Raw genomic sequence first — 20,675 nt, 5'->3', positions numbered from 1 at the left:
TCATGCGCTTTCCCTTCGGAACGATGTCGGCTACTCAACTGACGAATTCTGTCCACGGGCCGTCGACGTACGGATACTTCTCGATAACGTCGTGATTCACCTCAATTCCGAGTCCGGGCTTGTCTGAGAGTACGAGCATCCCGTTTTTGATTTCGAGTGAGCTGGACAAGATGTCTGTTGCAAGCGGATTAGGATACATTCCCGACGTACTATCGTCCTCGTAGATGGGATATTCGAGGAACGGTGTCCCGGGTGTAGCCGCCGCAAGATGGGCATTTGCGATCAGTCCAAGTTCCGTTCCGAAGTGGTGTGGGACGAATGTGACCGGCGCCCCCCGACAGTATTCGATGACTCTTAGGCATCCGGAAAACCCGCAATGTTGTCGAACATCGCCTTGTAGGTAGTCGACACCTCCGACGCTCGCGAATTCAATCAGATCCTCGGGCATCGCTTTGCTTTCACCACCAGCCAACGGAACGCCGGTTTGGCTCGCGATGGAGGCATATCGTTCGTGGTCGCTCGGTTCGATCGGTTCCTCGACCCATCGAACGCCGTATTCTTCGTGATCCGATACGAGTTCGACGATCGTGTTCGAATCATATGACCGTTGCTCGAGACCCCACCAGGTATGCCCATCGACCATGATGTCGATTTGATCCCCGACGGCGGCGTGAACCCGCCGAATCATCTCTCTGTCCTCGACCGGACCTCGACCGGCGTGATATTTGTAGCCTTTAAATCCTGCCTCCATGATGCTTTTCGCTTCTGCGGCCATCTCGACCGGGGGGAGGTACATGCCTCCCGACGCATAGAGGGGAACTTCCGAGGTGATCTCGTCCTTTTCCGAGAGCAGCTCGTACACTGGCACTCCGTTTTGCTTACCCTTTATGTCGTGGAGCGCGATGTCGAGCGCTGCAATGGACCGAGATTTGAACTGCTGTGACAGTCTCGTCTGCCGAATGATCTTACCCACCGTTTTTATCGATGTGATCACTTCCCGTTTAAGACTGGGGGCGATCGCACGTTCGATCACGTCTACGAACTTATCCAGGGACCCATCGTTGGAGAATTCCCTCATCACAGAACTACTGGCGTCTACCGGTGCGTATCCTATTTCCCCGCTGACCGTCTCGACGGTTACGAGGACCAAATCGCGTTTGAGTATCCGCCTTCGACCATTGTAGAGTTGGTATTCTCGAGGGGGATCGAGTGGGGACGACAGATTATACGCTTGTATATCAGCAATTTGCATCTCTCTGCACTACAGTACACGTAGATGGTTTATATAATTATTCTCCTACAACAATTGTTGTCTCGGCGGGTAGTTGATCTCACTGCCGGGGAAACCCTCTCGGTTCACGAACCGGCCCTCACCAACGCACCCATTTTCGTTTGACTCGGACGTATAGAAATCATCGGCAGGCGGCATGAGTGTTCGATATTATCGAACACCCCCTTGATGATCCCGTTTCGTCGGCATTGCGTTACAATACTACTCTTGTAACAGTACTTTGCACTGGCCGTTCATGAGGTGAATATCCGGAACCGTTCGGGATTATCGAACAGGAGATTGCTCGATAGTTCGAGTTACTGACTACGAATACGGATACGGGAAGCCGCGGGTGGTGAGCGTCAAAGAGCTGGCGATACCTCAAAACGGTCGTCGACGATCAGGAGTGAAACGCGTTCGATTCCGAAAGGACTACCGACGCCTCAAGGTCCCAATCTCCAAGATAGTCCGCTTCCGCATCGACGAGTTCAGCGAATAGTTCCCGTGCAGCTTCCGTTTGGAGCGTCCGGACTTGCGGATCGTTGAGGAACGCTTGAAACGCGAGATCCACGTTTCCTCCATCAACGGCCGCCTTGATGAGTGTTTCATGGGTGTCGACGTGGGATCTAAGCTGTGTACGGACCGGCCGCGGAAGCGGTCCAGCCGTGATCGGTTTCGCGTTGTTCGGCTTGATCAGTGCGTTCGTTTCGACCACCACCCCTTCAGGGAGGTCCGAGACCTGCCCACGGTTGGGGAGGTTTACATGTGTCTTCATCATCCCCCCCGAGGAGAGTGTTTTCATTAGGTCGACAGCAATTTCCCCGGATTCCGTGAGCGAAAACTCCTCTTCCCCATCCATCCAGGACTTGACATCGTGGGTCTGGTGATCTGTCGCGTCGTCTTCCCAGTGCTGACTGCGATATTCGCTCGTCGTGCGTTTGACACCCCACCGGTTGAGATCGTCGGGCATCGTTCCTTGAATGAACCAGGGGGCATACTCTACCAGGTGTCGGTCCCCCGCCGCCGGAAGAACCCCAAACCGACGGTAGAGCTCAAACGTCACTTGGTTATTGTCGACGAATGGGTCTTCGTCCGCCATCTCCGCTACGCTGAACTCCCGTAGTGCTCCTTTCTGTTCCAGATGGTGATCGATGACTTCGAAGAGATCGATTCCACGCCAATAGGCTTCGTCGACCCACGTGAAATGGTTGATCCCTTTGACGTTCATGTCGATCTCATCGCGATTCGGCCGTCCCTCATCGAAATATCTTCCGACCAAGTCGGCCAGCATATCCTGTGCATGGAACACTTCGTGACACAATCCGAGTGCATTGATCTCAGGAAACGCTTCGTATAGTGCCCGTGTTGCCCACGTCATTGGGTTCGTGTAGTTCAGCACCCACGCATCGGGACAGTGTTCACCGATCGCGGCACCCAGTTCACGATACACGGGAATGGTTCGCATCGCACGCAGTATCCCTCCAGGACCGATAGTCGCAGCGACGGCGCCGTATATCCCGTATCTCTTCGGAATGTCGAGGTCATGAACAAAAGTATCGGCGGGATCAAATTGGGTCGAGAGGATGACGAAATCGGCACCCTCGAGTGCCGTCGCACGATCCTCAACCGCGGTGAACTCCCAGTCACCGACGGCTTCATTCTTATCCAATACCCAGTCTCCGAATTCCGCGTTGAGTTTGGCACTTTCGTAGTTGATATCGTATAGGGCTACCTCGCCCTCGATCTCGGTACAGAGGGCGAGGTCACGGAACAGGTTCGGTGCCCACTGCCGACTACCACCTCCGATGTAAGTAATTTTGACACGACCGTCAGGCAGTTCCGGAAGCGATTGCTGTTGGCTAGTCTGGTCGATCAACTGCTGATCATTCACCATGGTCAGTAGTATCTTTTACATGGGTCTTAGGTGTTATGCTGATTATTCAACTCGATGTTCACTTTCCCAGTAGCTGATTGGGATATAGTGGAAGACGGCGTATCGACCCGAATGAGAACAAGTCTTGGAAGCAAAGTGGCTACAAATCTCGGGGCTTACTCGTCGTACTCAAACTCGGTCCATGCATCCTCTGTGAACGGATAGTCCTCGGCGACATCCATGTTTACTTCCATGCCCAGTCCGGTCCGTCCGGAACCGTCAAAACGCCGGAGTCGATACTATGCGTTCCGTCGATGAGGCCGAACGCCAATTCGAACGGATATATCCCCGGATCCTCAGATGAATCGATCGTCGGATCGTTCTCGAAGACGGGGTACTCCAGCAACTCCGACTGTGGTGCTGCCGCAACGAGATGGGCATTCGCGATCAACCCGAGTCACGTCCCGAAGTTGTGTGGGACGAACGTGACGTTTCGTTCGTTGCAGAACTCCACGGCAGCCAGCTCCCCGAAAATCCCCCGTGATGACGCACGTCACCTTGAAGGTAGTCGACCGCATCAGTCTTTCCGAGTTCGAGTAACCCCTCTGCGGACTCTTCGCTTTCACCTCCGGCGAGCGAGACCCCATTCCCGGATAGAGCGCGATACCCGGCATAATCGTCCGGGTCTACCGGTTCTTCGACCCAATACACGTCGTGTTCCGCGGCGTGTTCGACGAGCAAGGTAACGGTTTCTTTCCCATACGATTGATCACCCATTTTCTACCATGTATGCGTATCGGCCACGATCTCCAAATCGACGGGTTCGTCTAAACGCTCGACGATTCGGCGATCATTCTTCGGTCCGACTCCGGGACGATACTTGTATCCAAAAAATCCCTCGTCGTCGAGAATCTTGGCCTGCCGCACGTACCCTTCTGGGTTCATATACATCCCTGCACTCGCGTACAGTGGGAGTTTCTCGGTGGGTATCGTATCGTGACGCTCATAAAGTAGTTCGTAGATCGGTGCTCCGACTTCCTTTCCGAGCAGGTCGTACAGCGACACGTCGATCAAGGATTGAACCTGACGGAGACGGACCGGAAAGTCCATTTCTGCGATCAGGGAATGGGCTCTTTCGACATCGTCGATCGTCTCCCCTTCGAATTTGTCTGCAACGGGTCCGTTGATCACGTCAGCAAAGGTGCTTTGTGATGCTCCATCGAAGTGCTCTCGCATCGCTGAACTGCTTGCGCCTGCAGGTGCAAATCCGAGCGTTCCGTCTGCAGTCTCGACGACGACGAGAACGACGTCTCTCTTCAGGAGTTCACGCGTGCCTACATGAAAACGACGCAACTGCGGTGGATCGATCGGTGATGACAGTGCATATCCGCGGACATTAGCGATGTTCATGTTTTTTCCATTGGTGTCAGTTATTCAAATTACTAGCTCAATACGGTCTTTATTCCGTGGCAGCTACCTCGCCCCTAGACCACTAACGAGGCTACTGCACGATTTTGCGCCCAAAACGAATATCCGAGATCGGCACCTCGAATACAAACGCCAATACTTCATATATCGATACAGATTTATGGCACTCAGTTGATAATAGGACTTATATCGTACGGGATGGATTCTCAACTATGTCTTTGTCAGACGATAAGGTGCGGAAGCGGCTTCGAGGCGTTGCAGTTGGATTATTGACACCCTTTGACGATGAATTGGAGGTCGAATACGAAAAGATAGCAGAAAATGCACGAACGATTTACGGCGAAGGGATCCAAACGTTTCTCTCGACGGCGAATATCAGCGAATATCACTCACTGACGCATGATGAGAGGGTACAAATAGCCGAAACGAACGTCGACGCACTACCTTCTGACGCATGCATCCTTGCCGGGGTTGGGGGAAACACGGTGGAAGCACGGCAACTCATCAGGGAATACGACGACGTCGGTGTCGACGCCATGATGATCATGCCGCCGGATCATACGTACGTTCACGAACAGGGATTACTTCGGTACTATCGAAAGCTCTCCTCGGCTACGGAAACACCGCTCGTTCCGTACGTTCGCGGATTCAACCCGTCGGTGGAGTTTCTCCAGGATATAAGCAGGATGGACGGTATCATCGGCATCAAATACGCCCTCGAAGATCCGGTGAAGCTTGGAGCGGTCGTCGATGCTGAGGACGACGATACCGTCTGGGTCGACGGACTCGCGGAACCGTTTTCGGTCTCGTACTGGAACGAGGGTATCGAGGGATTCTCTGCGGGTGTCAGTAATTTCCGACCCGAAGTAGGCCTTGAGCTCTTCGATGCCCTCTCGTCCGGTGATTGGGAGTACGCCCGACAGCTCCGGAACATCTGTCTTCCCTATCAGAACTTCCGTGGGGAAACCGGCCAGAACAACGCTCTCCCTGGTGCGATCAGCGTTCCTGCGGTGAAAAAGGGCCTCGACCTCGCCGGGCTCAATGGTGGACTGGTACGAGAACCGATTGTTCCGCTCTCGGTGGAAGAGGAACGTCGGGCTGAGGATCTGTACCAACAACTCGACGACGATATCGAGCGATTGATCGGATAACCTTACGCTCCGACTAGCCACGGTACGACGGGCGACGTTCATTTCGAGGGAATGATCCGGTTCGTCACTGCTATGAACACCCAATAACTTCGATACGCTCCGTTCCGGAATCGAGATCGGATATCTCCATATCAATTAGGTACTTTTTGCGGCGCCGAATACTCCTCTAGAGCGAATTTCGCACGGTTTGTGCTCACTCATTCCGGCGGTGCGTTCCACTCCTCACCGTCGTCCTGTGGTCGATAGCCGATTCTCGACCGTGCATGCTCCAAATCGAACCAACATCTATAGTTGTCACTGACACCGTAGAAAATGTCGAACTCGACATCGTCGTCCTGAAGGCAGCAGTCGACTTGGTGGGCAAAATCACGTCGAGACTGCCACATCGCCTTCATCCGTGCAACTTGTTCCTCGTATTCCGAACTTTCTCGTTCGAATTTCCCTTCCGCAACGCCATTTTCGGCATCACCGAACGGATGGTCGTACTCTTCGCTACGGACGCTACAGATCCGTAGTGCGTAGAATCGTTTCGGATATTCGTAATTCTCGACGTAATACCGACCGAGATTTTCGCCGAAACTCTTGGTGGATCCATAGAAGGAATCTGGACGAACGGGAACGGTATGATCCAGTACGATATCGTTATCGTGTCGGTAGATCTCGGGCGAATTCTCCCGTTCATACATCCCGACAACGTGATTCGTCGATCCGAAAACGAATGTTTCGACTTCCGCCTCCCGGGCGGCCTCCAAAGCGTTGAACATTCCGATTACGTTCGGTTCGAAAACATCCATCCACGTTCCATCCACGTACGGATAGGCAGCGAGATGAATGATCGCCTCCTGTTCGTCGAAGGCAGGTCGTATCGCCTCGTAATCCGAAACGTTTGCGACCACTGTGTCGAAGCCTCCGTACGGATGATCGTCAGGACGATCCGACCGGTTCAAATACGTGAACTGGTACTCGGATCGGTCGTGGAGATGGTCAATAATTGCTGTGCCACAACGGCCATATGCGCCGGTTAAAACAACGTTCATCGTTTAAAACGATAGAGCGGTGTATGATAAATTTGTGCTTCTGACGATTATTCGTAGGGGGATCAATGCCGTTCACACAGTTCACCGTGTCACTTTCGTTTGTTCGGTTCAGTCAGTTAACTCATCACCGAGCCCGAAACACATATGTACCGCCGAAGAGAGTTCAATCCATAGGTCAAACAGCGACATGAATTATGATGGTGAAAAGTCGACAACATCCACAACCAGTGTATTCTACGTAAGGACGCACTGTCTACGAAATTCCTCCGTAGAAAACTTTTCACTACCAGTAAAGCCAGTTACATCAATTCTGAACAAACAAACCTTAAAAATAGTATGGAAATCATTGAAATAGAAGCGATTCCACTCTCCCACTCGCTTGACGAAGGTCGTGGCGTCGGGAGTGCACGTGGAATCCACACTACCCGATCGACGACGCTCGTCAAACTGAAGACGGCTGATGGATCCGTTGGCTGGGGTGAGGCGTTTGCCCCAGCACGGACAACGGCGACCTTGATAGAGGAACTGTTCGCGGACAAAATCGTCGGAATGGATCCCTTCGCAGTTGAATCGCTGGCAGAAGAGTCCTACATGGAAGGGTATCACTTCGGCGGGAGTGCTATCGTCCAATGTGCGCTCAGCGGGATCGACGTTGCGATGTGGGATCTCATCGGCAAGATCGTGAACCGACCAGTGCATCAAATTTTGGGCGGGAAGAAGACAACCTCACTCACTCCGTACGCTTCGACGATGTACGTCACCGAATGGGATCAAGATCCCGCTGAACCGATCGAGCGGGCTATTGAAGAAGGTTTTACCGCGGCGAAAATAAAGATCGGCCGCGGTTTCGAAGACGATATTGAGCGGGTTCGGACGGCCCGGGAGATTCTCGGTGATAACGCATCTTTAATGGTCGATTTTAATGGGAATTATCGACCAAAGCAAGTCGCTCGCTCCGTCGAGAACCTCTCGGAGTTCGATATCGCGTGGATCGAAGAGCCGGTTCCACCGGAAAATCATTCTGGCTATCGGCAGGTTCGGGATCTCGTAGACATTCCGATTGCGACAGGGGAAGCGCATTACAATCGATTCGAATTCAAACAACTCATCGACGACCGAACCGTCGATATCGTCCAACCGAATTTGGGTCGGTGCGGCGGGTTTTCGGAGGCACGGCGGATTGCTGATATGGCGACGACCGAAAACGTGGCGATTCGTCCCCACGTGTGGAACAGCAGCGTTGGGTTGGCGGCCGCAATCCAGTTCGCCGCAAGCGTACCGAAGTATCCGCATGCAGATTACATCCCAGAACCGCTACTCTTCGAGTTCGACCGAAGCAAAAACCCCCTCCGGGACGATCTAATGATCGACTCGATCGACCCGACAGGTGGCGTGTTGGAGGTGCCTCAGGATCCTGGACTCGGAATCTCCGTAGATGAGGACGCCGTCGAACGGTACCGAATCGATTAAGTTGGAATTCAAATATATTTTGAATTGCACTATCGACCATGGATCCAGTTCTCAATAGTGGAATGGTATACGCGGTCATTGGTGCCGTCGTCTGGGGATACTTCCTCTTTCTTAACAAATATCAGTTCGACCGGGTGCCATCGGATGCTTTTATGACGATCACGTTTGCCTCGGCGGCGGCCTGGTACGTGTTCGTCACGGTAGTGAAAGGGATGCCAGTTACACTACCCGCACGGTATTCCAGTACCGATTGGCTGTTCGTACTCGGTGCTATCACCTTCCTGGCTGCCGGACTACTCATCCTATTTCATTCCATCAAGATCGGGCAAGTGTCATACGTCGCACCGATCAGTAAAATCACGCCCGCTTTCGTTCTTCCGTTCGAAATCGTTCTGCTCAACGAGCAATTGATGTTTGTTCAGATATTTGGCGTAGGACTGGCAACTTTGGCAATGTATGTCGCGAATTATCAGGGTGGGAAACTAACGACGCCGGTTTTGAAAGCGACTACGTATCGACCCGCACAGTTGGCACTCCTAAGTGCGTTTGTCTTAGCGATTTTGAACGTTGCACAGCGAGTCGTTCTTCAGGAGTTGGCGTTCCCGACGACGACGACGTGGGTCATACTCAAACTCGGGGGAACGGCGGTTCTACTGTCACCGCTGGCGATTCGTGATTGGCGTTCCGAATTTCGCGGCGATCTTCCGAAACTTTTCCTGGCGGGTACAATCTTGATCGTGGGTGAACACTTCATAGCACTTGCTTTTGCACGGATTCCAGCTAGTATTGCGTCGCCAATTCTTAGTACGCAGCCATCATCGCGGTTCTGTTGGGAGGAATTATTCTAAACGAAGATAATCTTCAAATCCGTGTCACTGCCGCCGCTATCCCCGTATCTGGGGTTGCGTTAATCGCAATTTGAACCGCTTCGTGATCGTATTACTTGGAACATAACGCGGAATGCGTACGAGTGACTCCTATTCGTAGTCCACACCCGCTTCCGTGAGGACGGAACGAAACGCGTTAGCCGCCGTCTGAAATCCTTCAGGACCACTCATCCCCGTGCTTGGGCCCGCATATTGAAGATGGGGTTCCAGAGAGGCAAACCCGTCGAATCCCCGTGCGTCAAGCACGCGAACCAAGTCGTCGAACTGGCCGTCGCCTTCACCGGCGGGTCGTATCTCACCACGTTCGCCCATCCCGGCATCCTTGACGTGGAGATACTCGACATATTCGGCGAGGAGTGCAAAAGCGTACGGATAGGCCTTGACTCCAATTTCGACGAAGTTCGCAGGATCAAACGCAGCACGGAGGTTTGGGGAATCCACGGTCGTGAGGATGTCCCGGCATCGTTCGGCAGTGTCGCCGTAGATATCCTTCTCGTTCTCGTGGATGAGTGTCACGTTTTCCTCCTTCGCACGCTTCGCTTTCCAGTGCATTCGATTCATGACTTCCCCTCGGTATTTCGAGGGGTCGTCGCCCTCCGGGATGTAGTAGGAGAAGATTCGGATGTACTCGACGTCGAAGAACGTCGCGACCTTGATGGCGCGCTCGAAACGTGCTTTGTGGGGCTCGAAATCGTCTGTGATACCGATTTTACCAATGGGTGAGCCGATGGAAGAGATGGCAATGCCGCGGTCGTCTATCGTGTCCCGGATGCGTTCGAGGGAATTATCGTCTAAATCAAGGACGTTGGTCTCGTCAATGCCGCGGAGATCAAAATAGCCGATATCGAGGTCTTCAAGGACGTCTAGCTGCGTTTCCAAGTTCGGATCGATCTCGTCCGCGAATCCGGAGAGAACGAAGGTACTGCCGTCGCTGGTCGTTGTACTTTGTGTGTGGTTTGTTGCCATGTCCGTCGGTCGTGTGGATGGCCGTAAACATGTTAATGGTTTCGGCACCGGGAAAATAACCGGTATCCTTTTGGCGAGACCGCGAGACTTTTCGAGCCGAATGACGGAGAATTATCGTATCGCTATCGCCGGTATCGGAGCGGTAGCGGAGATGCATGTGGAATCGATAACCGACCTGTCGAACGCTGAACTAGTCGGAGGTTCTTGTCGGACGATCGAAAAGGGCCGTGCGTTCGCCGATGAGTTCGACTGCACGCATTATACGGACACTGAGACGTTGTTGGAAGAGATGCATCCCGACGTGCTCATTGTCTGCACACCGAGCGGTGCCCATCTCGAACCTACGCTTGCTGCAGCGGATCACGGCGTCCACGTCCTCTGTGAGAAACCCCTCGAGATAACGACCGAACGTATCGACGACATGATTGAAGCTTGTGAGACGGCAGGCGTTCGGCTTGGAGGCGTCTTCCCACAACGATATAACCCCGTGGTCGAGACGATGCACGACGCAGCAGAGTCGGGTCGATTCGGTCGGCTTGCGGTTGCGAATGCGTACGTGCCGTGGTGGCGTCCAAATGATTACTATGAGGGGTCGTGGCAGGGAACCGTGGAACTCGACGGCGGTGGCGCGATTATGAACCAGTCCATCCACAGCGTGGATGCCATCCAGTGGCTCGCCGGTGCAACGATGGATCTCGACGAGGACGTCAACCCGGTCGCCGAGGTGTTTGCCTACACGGACACGCTCGCGCACAATGGCGATCTTATGGAAGTCGAAGATACCGCAGCCACTGTATTTCGGTTCCGAAACAAGACGCTCGGCCAACTTCTCGGTACGACCTCTATGTATCCGGGGTCGCTCAAACGCATCCAGCTGGCAGGTCGTGACGGCACCGCGGAAATCCTCGAAGATGAGCTCGTAACGTGGCAGTTTCGCGAGGAGCATTCGAATGACACAGCGGTTCGTGAGGAGTTCACCGAGACGGCCAGGGGCGGGGGTGCGTCTGACCCGATGTCCATCGACTACGAATATCACCGCCGAAATATCGCGGCCTACCTTGACGCGCTAGCGAACGAGGAGCCGTTCATGCTCGACGGGCAGGAGGCACGCAAAGCCGTCGAGATTATCGAGGCTGTTTATGCCTCGGCCGACCGTAGGAAGCCGGTTCGACTCGGGTAGAATCTCGCTTCCGGACGTCGTCCCTCAAACCGTTATCGTGTGATATCCTTCCTTTTCGGCCTTCCCTCGAAGCTCTCCACTTCGGGCGTGCAGACGCCAAAAGAATTCTCACAGCTCACTTCCAATGTCAAAATTCTATATACAGCATTAAGTTTCACAATATTTAAAATAGTAAAATATACTTCCATACCTTTAGATAGTTATTGTATATTTTCGACGTACCGTAAAAGTCCTATGGAAGAACTGAGACCAAATATACGAGGTCGGAAATAAACCAGAACTATGTGAATGGTGAGTGGGTCGAATCGGAAACCGGTGCTCTTATCGAGGTTGAAAACCCAGCGAACCCCGATGAAATCGTCGCAAGCTACCAGAGTTCGAGTGCGGAGGACGCAACTGCTGCCGTCGAAGCCGCTGCCGCCGCGGCAGACGATTGGGCAGCGACGCCCGGCCCAGAGCGTGGTCGAATTCTCCGCGAAGCCGGCACCCTGCTTGCCGAGCGTAATGAAGAGCTAACCGATTGCCTGATCGCAGAGGAGAGTAAGGCGTACGCCGAAGCAAACGGCGAGGTACAGCGTGCGATCGATATCTTCCATTACTTCTCCGGGAAGGCCGCTGACCCTGGCGGAACGGTCAAAGGCCCGAGCTCCCCCAACCAAAATCTCTACACCGTCGAGGAGCCAGTTGGTGTCGTCTCCCTCATTACTCCGTGGAACTACCCGATAGCCATTCCAGCATGGAAACTAGCACCGGCCCTGGCCGCCGGGAATACGGTCGTTCTCAAGCCGGCATCGGCTGCACCCGGTGTCGCTGTCGAAATCGCACGATCGCTCGACAAGGCGGGTCTTCCGGACGGAGTGATAAACGTCGTTACGGGGTTAGGAAGTACCGTCGGGAGTGGGTTCATTGGACACGATGCGGTAGACGCAGTTTCGTTCACCGGCAGTAGCGAAGTTGGTCAGATGGTATACGAACAGGCGACCGATGCCGGGAAGCGTGTCCAGACAGAACTTGGTGGGAAGAACCCAACAGTGGTCACGGATTCGGCAGACCCCGCCGATGCAGCCGACATCGTCGCAAACGGTGGGTTCGGGACGATCGGTCAGTCATGTACGGCTTGCTCCCGTGCTATCGTTCATAAGGATGTCTACGATGAGTTCGTCGCTGAACTCGTCGACCGCGCTGAGTCGATCGATATCGGCCCCGGTTCGGATCACGAGATGGGACCACAGGTCAATGCAGATGAACTCGATTCGACGCTCGACTACATCGGTATTGCGGAGGACGAGGGTGCCACGCTCGCGGCAGGTGGGGGCGTCCCCGAGGGTGAAGAAGTCGAGTCTAGATACTTCGTCGAACCGACCGTATTTACCGCTGTGGACACCGACATGCGCATCGCACAGGAGGGAGGTTTTCGGTCCAGTCATCGCGGTCCTCAAGGTGAGTGACTTCGACGAGGGTGTCGCGGTGGCAAACGACGTGCCATACGGGCTTTCAGCGAGTATTGTTACCAACGATCATATGGAAGCGAATCGTTTCATTAACGAGGTGGAATCCGGGGTCGTGAAGGTCAATGACAAGACAACTAGTCTGGAGCTTCACGTCCCATTCGGCGGGTTTAAGCGCTCTTCTAGTGAAACGTGGCGTGAACAAGGTGACGCAGGACTGGACTTCTGCACGATCGAGAAAACCGTGTACAACAGTTACTAACCGAAATCGAGCGGCCCTGAGACCATTTTTTGAACTGTCTTCGTTTCTCTATGATAGTGATATCGCATCAGCTTTAATCTTAATAAATATATGATATAATATAATAAAAATATAGATAGTGGAATCAAATGCTAAAATACAGAGAAGTTTGTTATGATAACGGGAACCAAACTTAAACCGACATTAGCAGGATACAGATCTGGCGCTGCCACATGTTCCACAGAAAACCACCACTCAACTCAAAATATCGGTATTGGTGGAGGTGCGACCACTGACCCCAATTTTAACCTACAATACAATCAATTCAGCTGTGTTGGTTAATATCGGTGTCTCTCTTCACACTCATGGTAGAGTAATATTGCCTTCAAGAATCTATATTTTGGCTTACAGGAGCGAGACATTCCGATTTAATGCGGTCTCCCTCTCCCACTGGAAGTATAATACTGACCATCGTTAATGAGTTTCGTCACGATCGGTGCTTTCGCGGGACATCTTTCTTAATAATCGTGCTCCAGTCCGTGACGTCGTCCGGAACCCCTTTCGCATGGGCTTTAGCAGCGAGTTCACCGGCCGTCGCTTGTTCAATACGATGTGTGTCGGCGGCAGCTGTATGGTCGGCCTCCACCTGCGCGGCACGATAGACCTGGAGTTCTTGTGCATAGTGAGCAATGGCTCGCAGTGTTTCACTGTCTTGTTTTTAGAGTCCCTCGGCGATCTATTCTGGTAGTAAATCGGAAGGCTAAGCTTCGTTAATTCCTACGCCTGTGTTATATTTTTAATTATAATATAATATAGTTTTGTTGGTTAATTAGTTAGATAGTTACGTTCCCAAGCAGGGTGGCAGAGAAGAAAGATAACGATCACAATGCCACTTTATATTTTTGTACGGTAAATTTTATCCTTACTAGAGGAATAATGTCTGTTCAAAAAGACAAAACATTGTGGCAAACGGAGCCACCGGTTAACACTGTTATCCAACACTGGAAGTTGCGTCATTGCACCCGACGTGGTTCATGGATATACCGAGCATGTCAGCACCACTTACTAGATTGCTCCCATCGAAATTAGAAATTAATCATAGGCTGGCATCATAGGGAATATTAAGTGAAAAGCGACCGTAGCAACGCACGTAGGATCATGGAGTATGTAGACGAAGAGTACAAGTCCATTGTTCGACTCGATCCGGGTGACCAAGTGCTCGATTCTCTAGAGCAACTCAGAGAAACAGCATCTATCGAGAGTGCCTTTTTTACGGGAATTGGAGCCGTCGACGAGGTAACACTCGGACACTACGATGCCAAGCGACAGCAATACCACGAAGAGACACTCGAGGGCGAATTCGAAAGCCGCATCTAAGTCGTTCAATCAGCGAGAACATTAGGTAAGATCCAGACAGCCATATCGGGGCTCGCCCTGACGACTCCGCCATGTCGAGAAGAGTCCACAACGTAGGATTGAGAACATTGATCTCAACTACTGCACGTATTGGAAGTTCTATTGGTGTTCTTGATCGAAAGACAGCACTCGATACCACCTCCGCGACGGCCAATCTTAATAGGGTCAGTTATGGCGCGAAGAGTCGTATTCGGGCGGCTGTGCCGATTCCCAGTAAAATTCGAGAAGGTGTTTACCCCAAGAGCGCGCTTCATCAGTGTCAGCAATAAATTCCGTTTGCGAGTCGTAGGTTCCGTCTAACGTCGGTAGCGAAAGGAGAAGACAGTCATCGGTAACGGTGATTGCAACCGAAACATCGGTCACTCGAATCATTTCCTTGGCACTAGGCTGTGCATAAACCATTTCCGTGATGACCTCGTCGAAAACGGCTTCGTCAAAGATGAGTCGCGTTATGTCAGCATCGCTGGCCGCATCGGCCAACTGATCGTTGTACACTGGTGTGATCGCACTGATTGAGTTCGCGTCAACCAGTCGTTGTTCGACTTCGTAGATGGCGTTTGTTGGTCGTGTCTCAGTTGCCTTTACCACCTCGCCACCAGCAAGTTCCGAAAGACGAAGCCGAAAACGTGGCGGTAGTGCAGTCACATCGTGGGTCTGCCAGTAGTCTGGATCAATCGAAAGCACTGACTCGCTTTGTTGGCAGCTGCCGATGTAATCGGCGGCGACTTGCCCCAGACCAGTTAGTGACCATCGTTTCGATCGGGATTTGCGTATCAACCCTTGTTCTTGGAGACAAGTTAACGCGTTGTATACTGCGGACTCGCTGGCGAGATCGGAGTCTACCAGTGAACGGGTTGAATCACAGCCGCCCGCGATCGCTACGAGGATGGCTGTTCGTGCATTTGACCGGAGTATAGTGTCAGTCAGCGGCAAGTGATTGCTCATAGCCAGAGTTCTTTATCTAGTCTCATTATCTTTTCTCCTCGACTAACGGTACTGCGCTGTTTCCGACTGAGAAGTTGCCGTCAGATGAACTCTGTATCGTTCCCCAGAATTCAGACGTATTAGAGCGGACTAATCTCAGCTACAGCCAGCGTCCGGAAGGTTTCACAAAAATAAGTCTTTTCCCGGGAACACTGGCGGTCTGGAGAGGACTCGGTCGTCGCCGACGTATCGAACGGCATGACGAAGTACCACTACTTCTCCTCTTCGAGTTGGCCTGGATATTCGTGTTCACGTCTTGCCAATCAGCCATTCGTCATTCGGAGGAGGCAGTAGACGTTAGCTGGTTTGGTTGATCGCTGAATGGCAATTTTCCACTTGTTGGTGTCGCCGTGACAACCGGTATCGTCGCCGTGGGCGCGACGTGTCCACACGTTAGTGACACAGCCGCGGTCGTCACCCAATCGTTACGAAAACGTCTCACGGGTCGGACGTCCGATTACGGGTTGCGGACGGTTCGAAAACATGTCTCGCAAGCTGAAGAGTTCGTCAATATTGACCCAGACTCGCCGACCGTGGTTTCGAAGCACAAGAGATCCACTAGACTCTGAACGATACGGGTGTCAACTATCTCTTGCCGAAAATAGAGCGCTCTCAATCTAATTACCGATCTGAAATGACAATAACCCGGAGGTCATTGACATTCGTCCCTGTAGGGCCGGTGAAGAGCAGTCCACCTTGACGATTTAAAAATCCTCCCGCGTCGTTGTCTTGCAGCGCAGCCCATGCCTCCCCAGTTGGATCCACTGTTTCCGGGGATGCAATACCACCCGCAGCCTCGGAAGCGCCGTCGATGCCGTCGGTATCGACACTGGCGACGGTAACGTTCGATTCCGTAAGCTGCAGGGCCGCACTCAGAACGAACTCCTGATTCGGACCGCCAGCACCGTCGCCACGGAGGGTAACAGTCGTTTCGCCTCCCGAAAGTAGTCTGCAGGTGGCTCTACTGGAGTACCGGTGTCAGCACTTTCTTCGGCGATTCCGACCAACGTCTTGGCGACTTCTCGGGCCTCTCTTCGAATCCGTGAAGTCAGTATTAGCGGTTTGAATCCTGCCTCACGGGCTACCATGGCAGCCTTCTCAAGCGCGGTGTTCCCGTCGGCAAGCACGTGTTGGCTAACGAATCTGAACGGTGCGTCGTCTGGAGACGGAGTCTCAGGACATTCACCATCCATGCCCCGCCGGAGTCGAACCATGACTGCGTCAGGTACGTCGATTTCGTACCGGTCGATGACGTCGAGTGCGTCCGCGAACGTCGATTCGTCGGCCGTCAACGGACCACTGGCGATGACGTCGAGACGGTTCCCGACGACGTCGCTGAACACGAAACCAACGACTGTCGCCGGCGCCGCAGCGTCAGCAAGTTGGCCGCCTTTGATATCCGAGCAGTGTTTGCGCACAGCGTTGATCTCACCGATGTCAGCGCCACACGCCAGCAGCCTCTCCGTCGTGGTTTGAAGATCCGAGAGATCGATACCGTCGGCTGGCGCAGGCATGAGCGCGCTGCCACCACCAGCAACAACGACGATCACGAGATCGTTTGCTCCGGCCGACTCGGTGATCTCCAGGAGCGTCCGTGTACTCTCGACACCGCGTTCGCTCGGGACGGGATGGCTGCCGGGTAGTACATCGATCCGTTCCGTTTCTACTGGGTTGTCGGTGACGACGACGCCACCGTCAAGCCAGTCGCCCAGTACGTCTTCCAATGCTTTCGCTGCGGTAGCGGCCGCATTCCCACCGCCGACGAGGAGTATTTCGTCGTACTCCGCGAGGTCGTACCGAACCTCGTCGATGACCAACTCTGTCCCGTCTAGCGAGAGGCACTCGTCGACTACGGTCGCTGGCTCCGAAGCGCGGATTCCGGCGGTGATACAATCCAGTGCCAATTTCTGATCCGGACGATCAAAAGCGTCGTAGTTCTCGATCATGCTCGTCGGTCTAACGTACTAGTACAAAGAAGTCCCGACTATCGAATCATTCGTTGGAGCATGCTCGGGCCTGGCACCAGACGCGTTACCAGCGAATTTGCGAGCGTCATCGTTGGGTGCCAACTTGTAGATCGAATATCGACGATACCACATCGTTACCGTTCCGCCTACTATCGCATGGAAGGCCGTCTAGTTTCGAATTCAACGACCGACGGTCACCGGGGTTCAGTGCGGGAAATCACGGGTCTCCAGCCCGGACGCTCGCTGCAAGTCGTTCGATAACGAAAAACCGCATAGAACAACGTTATCGGTCGAGTTCGGAGGGGATTTCGTAGCTGGGGTCGTTCGAGAACCGATTCATCTCGGCGGAGAGGGAGAGACGCGTGCCGCTCGGGAGCAAAACTGTGATGACGTTGGATTCGAGACGAACCTCCTCGTCCCCGGTTTTGACGGTCGTGAACTCGTGTTCGCCGTACGCACCGGCCTGAACGAGCATTTCGCGATCTTGGCCGCTCGTGTTGACGAGCGTCAGTCCGATTCCTTCCGAGGTAATCGAATCGATCAGCGCCGCGACGCCGTCGGGAAGCCCTGGCTGCTCGCGTTCGCAATCGAAGTGGCGAACTTGAGCCATGACGAGACCGCCGTAGTAGATCGGTTGGGGCGCACCCATCGTTAGTTGAAGTAGCCCCTTTTCCGAGACTGGGTTGCGGTTTCGAAGGTAGTCTTCGTCGATCTCGTCCGGTTCGTACCCCTCTTGGCGCATGAATCGCATTCGTTCCCGAACCTGTGACTGACTCGCCTCCATAATTCGCTCGGGATAGTCTTGAAACCCCCCGTCGAGATAGGCGAGCCAAGCATACTCGTGACCGTCGGCGTGCTTCGTTTTCGCGCGCGGATCGACGCGCCGCCAATCCTGCTTGTGGTAGTTGCGGAGATCACGGACGCGCTTTCTGTCTTCGTCGCTCATCGACATATACCACAGGTGGACGGCGTACGGGTCGTCCTTGTGGGGTTGGAACTCGAACCAACCGTCCTCGTAGCGAACTTCACCGTCGTTCTCCCGGAGTACGCCCGAGGCGTTGTAGTGGTAGTTACCGGGATCACCGTACTTGTGCGGGAGATAGAGAGTATCGTTGACGGCATCCGCACTCACCTCTATGCCGCGCTCGATCAGGAGGTCGAGTTGCGACCGGGGGAACGCCAGATGCTCGCGATCGCCGTCGAGAAGGACGGCATTCTCGGCAGCGACGGTCGGACCGATGCCGACATAGTGCCACCCACCCCACGACCACCCGTAATAGCCGCCGTACCACTTGCCGTTCGTATATTCGCCGATTTCGCCCGAACGCCCCACGTTATCGGGAATAATTCCGCCGTTTTCCGACGTCCGTTCGCGCCACCCTTCGAGGTAATCGAAGACCCACTCACGGTAGCGGTCATCGCTCGTGTGGAGATACGCGTTGGTCATCAGACTCGTGATGTTGAGGTTGAGCGGGATGTCGCCCTTCGTACACCGCTCGTTCAACACCTCGAACAGCAACTCCTCGTTCTCGGGGTCGTGTAGATCTGCGGGTTCGTTGAACTCGGGTACGTCGCGCCACGGGAGGCCGTGACGCCACCAACGATAGTCGGATCCGTAGCCGTGGGTGACGTACTTCGAGAAGTCACCGTAATCCGGGCCCATGCTCCCGGTTTGCGGACTGCGGACGATACGTTTTTCAGCGTCGTAGTTGCCGGTCTTCGAGTCACCGAAGTACATCGAGGCGAACCGCTCCGCTCGCTCAACCACCGCATCGTCGGCCGGATCGGCGAGGCCTATGTTGTAGGTGTAGAGGTTCCCCTCGCCAAGATGGAACCAATCGCGTCCTTGGTCGAACTCATCCACGTACATCGGGTGACCGTATGGCGTCTCGACCGTGGAGAGACGGTCGATGACTGCCAGATACTTTTTCTTCGCCGCATCAAGGAGAAGTCGGTCGCCGCCCATTGCGTAAACGAGTGGCCAGTTGTAAAAACCCTCGATGAGGTCGTCGGAGCCGTCAATACCGACGTGCCCGTCGGGCGGCCACAGCGGGCTACCATCGTCGGTGAAGTAATGCTCGACGAACGAATCGACCGCGTCGAGCGTCAGGTCAAACAGTCGTCGCTGTTTCGTCGCCCACGCAGGCGGCTTCGAATACGATTTCGTCGCCTTGAACAGAGTCATAGCTTCTATCGGAGGGGCGCACGTAATCAATATTTGGGTCGAGAACGAAGCTAACGTGAAAAGAGGTCACTCGAATCAGAATTTATCCTTACTCGTCCAACGATTCGACAGATTCGACGTTCCCCCAGTTCACAGTGGCCCCTTCGTTTGGAGCGGCCCACGCGACGGCGTTGCTGATGACCCGTTGAACTTCGTCCTGGTAGAAGATGGGATACTCCTCGTGACCGGGACGGAACGCGAAGATTCGACCGCGTCCACGTCGATAGCACACGCCCGAACGGAACACCTCGCCGCCCTCGAACCAGGAGACGAATACCGTCCGGTCGGGTTCTGGAATATCGTACGGCTCACCGTACATCTCGGTCGCCGGAATTTCGAAGTACTCGTCGAGACCGTTAGCAATGGGATGTCCGGGATCCACGACCCACACTCGCTCGGTTTCACCGCCGTGGCGATACTTGATGTTGCACGTCGTTCCCATCAGTTGAGTAAACGGCTTCGAGTTCTTACCCGAGTGTAACGGGACAAACCCCGTCCCACCGTGAACGGCGTCAACAACGCGGGTAGCGACATCGTCACTTACCTCATCGTTGGCACAGTGAGACCACCAGACGAGAACATCCGTCTCATCAAGCACGGATTCGGAGAGACCGTGCTCCGGCTCCTGCAACGTTGCGGTTTCGACGACGTATCCGTCGGCTTCGAGGGATGACGCGATCGTACCGTGAATGCCGTCGGGGTAGCGCTCCGCAACGGCCGGGTCCTCTCGCTCGTGTACGTTCTCGTTCCAGACGGTTACCCGTACGCTCATACGCAGAGTGTTCTCGAACGTGGATTATAAGTGTTCTTCGTTGGATTCAGCGGTCAGTGAAGATGTCATCGAGGTCCCAGTAGTTCTTTGAATCAACCTATCGGCGGGAACAATATCGTATTTAACGATAGTAAGCCCGTTGGGAACTGGGGTGTTTTCCTATACCGAACGTGGAGATTACAGGTTTGGTTTGTAATAGAGAGTTGCGGTTTCATCGGGTATCGTTCATCCATTGATAGTATCGTCGAGCTATTTCCGGGAGGAATGAACGAGATAGCGGTCGTAGGCGGGTCGGAATCGAGACAGACGACAGTGACGGTTCCGGAATCGGTGAGGGGGAATGCGTCAGTCGATGTTAAAA

At 53.8% G+C, this 20,675-nt stretch carries 13 protein-coding genes and 3 pseudogenes; 7 read left to right on the top strand and 9 right to left on the bottom strand.

From position 1 onward, the window contains the following. Window positions 1–34 precede the first annotated feature (34 nt). From LIX15_RS28830 to LIX15_RS28820, 3 genes and pseudogenes are all read right to left on the bottom strand, one after another. Window positions 35–1,252, bottom strand: coding sequence for a mandelate racemase/muconate lactonizing enzyme family protein (locus LIX15_RS28830; protein WP_227778239.1), 1,218 nt, complete (start codon window positions 1,250–1,252; stop codon window positions 35–37). 418 nt (window positions 1,253–1,670) lie between these two features. Next, the gene (locus tag LIX15_RS28825) at window positions 1,671–3,164 is read right to left on the bottom strand and encodes a family 4 glycosyl hydrolase (protein WP_227778238.1); all 1,494 of its coding nucleotides are present in this window, start codon (window positions 3,162–3,164) and stop codon (window positions 1,671–1,673) included. Between the two features lie 155 nt (window positions 3,165–3,319). After that, window positions 3,320–4,553 (bottom strand): annotated as a pseudogene (locus LIX15_RS28820) (mandelate racemase/muconate lactonizing enzyme family protein). 230 nt (window positions 4,554–4,783) lie between these two features. Between LIX15_RS28820 and LIX15_RS28815 the strand changes: the two are divergent. Further along, the gene (locus LIX15_RS28815) at window positions 4,784–5,722 is read left to right on the top strand and encodes a dihydrodipicolinate synthase family protein (RefSeq protein WP_227778237.1); all 939 of its coding nucleotides are present in this window, start codon (window positions 4,784–4,786) and stop codon (window positions 5,720–5,722) included. 197 nt (window positions 5,723–5,919) lie between these two features. Here LIX15_RS28815 and LIX15_RS28810 read toward each other — a convergent pair whose 3' ends face one another. After that, the gene (locus LIX15_RS28810) at window positions 5,920–6,759 is read right to left on the bottom strand and encodes an NAD-dependent epimerase/dehydratase family protein (RefSeq protein ID WP_227778236.1); all 840 of its coding nucleotides are present in this window, start codon (window positions 6,757–6,759) and stop codon (window positions 5,920–5,922) included. 336 nt (window positions 6,760–7,095) lie between these two features. Between LIX15_RS28810 and LIX15_RS28805 the strand changes: the two genes are divergently transcribed. Continuing rightward, complete coding sequence (locus tag LIX15_RS28805) at window positions 7,096–8,229, top strand: mandelate racemase/muconate lactonizing enzyme family protein (protein ID WP_227778235.1); 1,134 nt, start codon at window positions 7,096–7,098, stop codon at window positions 8,227–8,229. 38 nt (window positions 8,230–8,267) lie between these two features. Further along, complete coding sequence (locus tag LIX15_RS28800) at window positions 8,268–9,077, top strand: EamA family transporter (protein ID WP_227778234.1); 810 nt, start codon at window positions 8,268–8,270, stop codon at window positions 9,075–9,077. Window positions 9,078–9,206: 129 nt separating this feature from the next. Here the strand turns inward: LIX15_RS28800 and LIX15_RS28795 are convergent, their stop codons facing one another. Continuing rightward, window positions 9,207–10,082, bottom strand: coding sequence for a sugar phosphate isomerase/epimerase family protein (locus LIX15_RS28795; RefSeq protein ID WP_227778233.1), 876 nt, complete (start codon window positions 10,080–10,082; stop codon window positions 9,207–9,209). 100 nt (window positions 10,083–10,182) lie between these two features. Here LIX15_RS28795 and LIX15_RS28790 point away from each other — a divergent pair, with 100 nt between their 5' ends. From LIX15_RS28790 to LIX15_RS28780, 3 genes and pseudogenes are all read left to right on the top strand, one after another. Further along, complete coding sequence (locus LIX15_RS28790) at window positions 10,183–11,262, top strand: Gfo/Idh/MocA family protein (RefSeq protein ID WP_227778232.1); 1,080 nt, start codon at window positions 10,183–10,185, stop codon at window positions 11,260–11,262. A 269-nt stretch (window positions 11,263–11,531) separates the two neighbouring features. Next, window positions 11,532–12,972, top strand: a pseudogene (xacF, locus tag LIX15_RS28785) (2,5-dioxovalerate dehydrogenase). Window positions 12,973–14,109: 1,137 nt separating this feature from the next. After that, complete coding sequence (locus tag LIX15_RS28780; protein ID WP_227778231.1) at window positions 14,110–14,328, top strand: PCC domain-containing protein; 219 nt, start codon at window positions 14,110–14,112, stop codon at window positions 14,326–14,328. A gap of 204 nt (window positions 14,329–14,532) precedes the next feature. On the opposite strand, the gene LIX15_RS28775 is transcribed toward LIX15_RS28780, so the two are convergent. Then, window positions 14,533–15,312, bottom strand: a complete 780-nt coding sequence (locus tag LIX15_RS28775; RefSeq protein ID WP_227778230.1) for a helix-turn-helix transcriptional regulator — start codon at window positions 15,310–15,312, stop codon at window positions 14,533–14,535. A 389-nt stretch (window positions 15,313–15,701) separates the two neighbouring features. Here LIX15_RS28775 and LIX15_RS28770 point away from each other — a divergent pair, with 389 nt between their 5' ends. Further along, a complete protein-coding gene (locus LIX15_RS28770) occupies window positions 15,702–15,920 on the top strand; it encodes a hypothetical protein (RefSeq protein WP_227778229.1) in 219 nt (72 codons plus the stop codon). Window positions 15,921–15,972: 52 nt separating this feature from the next. Here the strand turns inward: LIX15_RS28770 and LIX15_RS28765 are convergent. From LIX15_RS28765 to LIX15_RS28755, 3 genes and pseudogenes are all read right to left on the bottom strand, one after another. Further along, a pseudogene (locus LIX15_RS28765) lies at window positions 15,973–17,297 on the bottom strand (glycerate kinase type-2 family protein). A gap of 304 nt (window positions 17,298–17,601) precedes the next feature. Beyond that, entirely contained in the window at window positions 17,602–19,503 is a 1,902-nt protein-coding gene (locus LIX15_RS28760; protein ID WP_227778228.1) for a DUF8034 domain-containing protein, read from the bottom strand. An 88-nt stretch (window positions 19,504–19,591) separates the two neighbouring features. Beyond that, the gene (locus tag LIX15_RS28755; protein ID WP_227778227.1) at window positions 19,592–20,314 is read right to left on the bottom strand and encodes a ThuA domain-containing protein; all 723 of its coding nucleotides are present in this window, start codon (window positions 20,312–20,314) and stop codon (window positions 19,592–19,594) included. Window positions 20,315–20,675 lie beyond the last annotated feature (361 nt).

Source organism: Haladaptatus pallidirubidus, assembly GCF_020700235.1.
Lineage (GTDB): Archaea > Halobacteriota > Halobacteria > Halobacteriales > Haladaptataceae > Haladaptatus > Haladaptatus pallidirubidus.
This window is presented reverse-complemented; position numbering and strand designations above follow the sequence as displayed.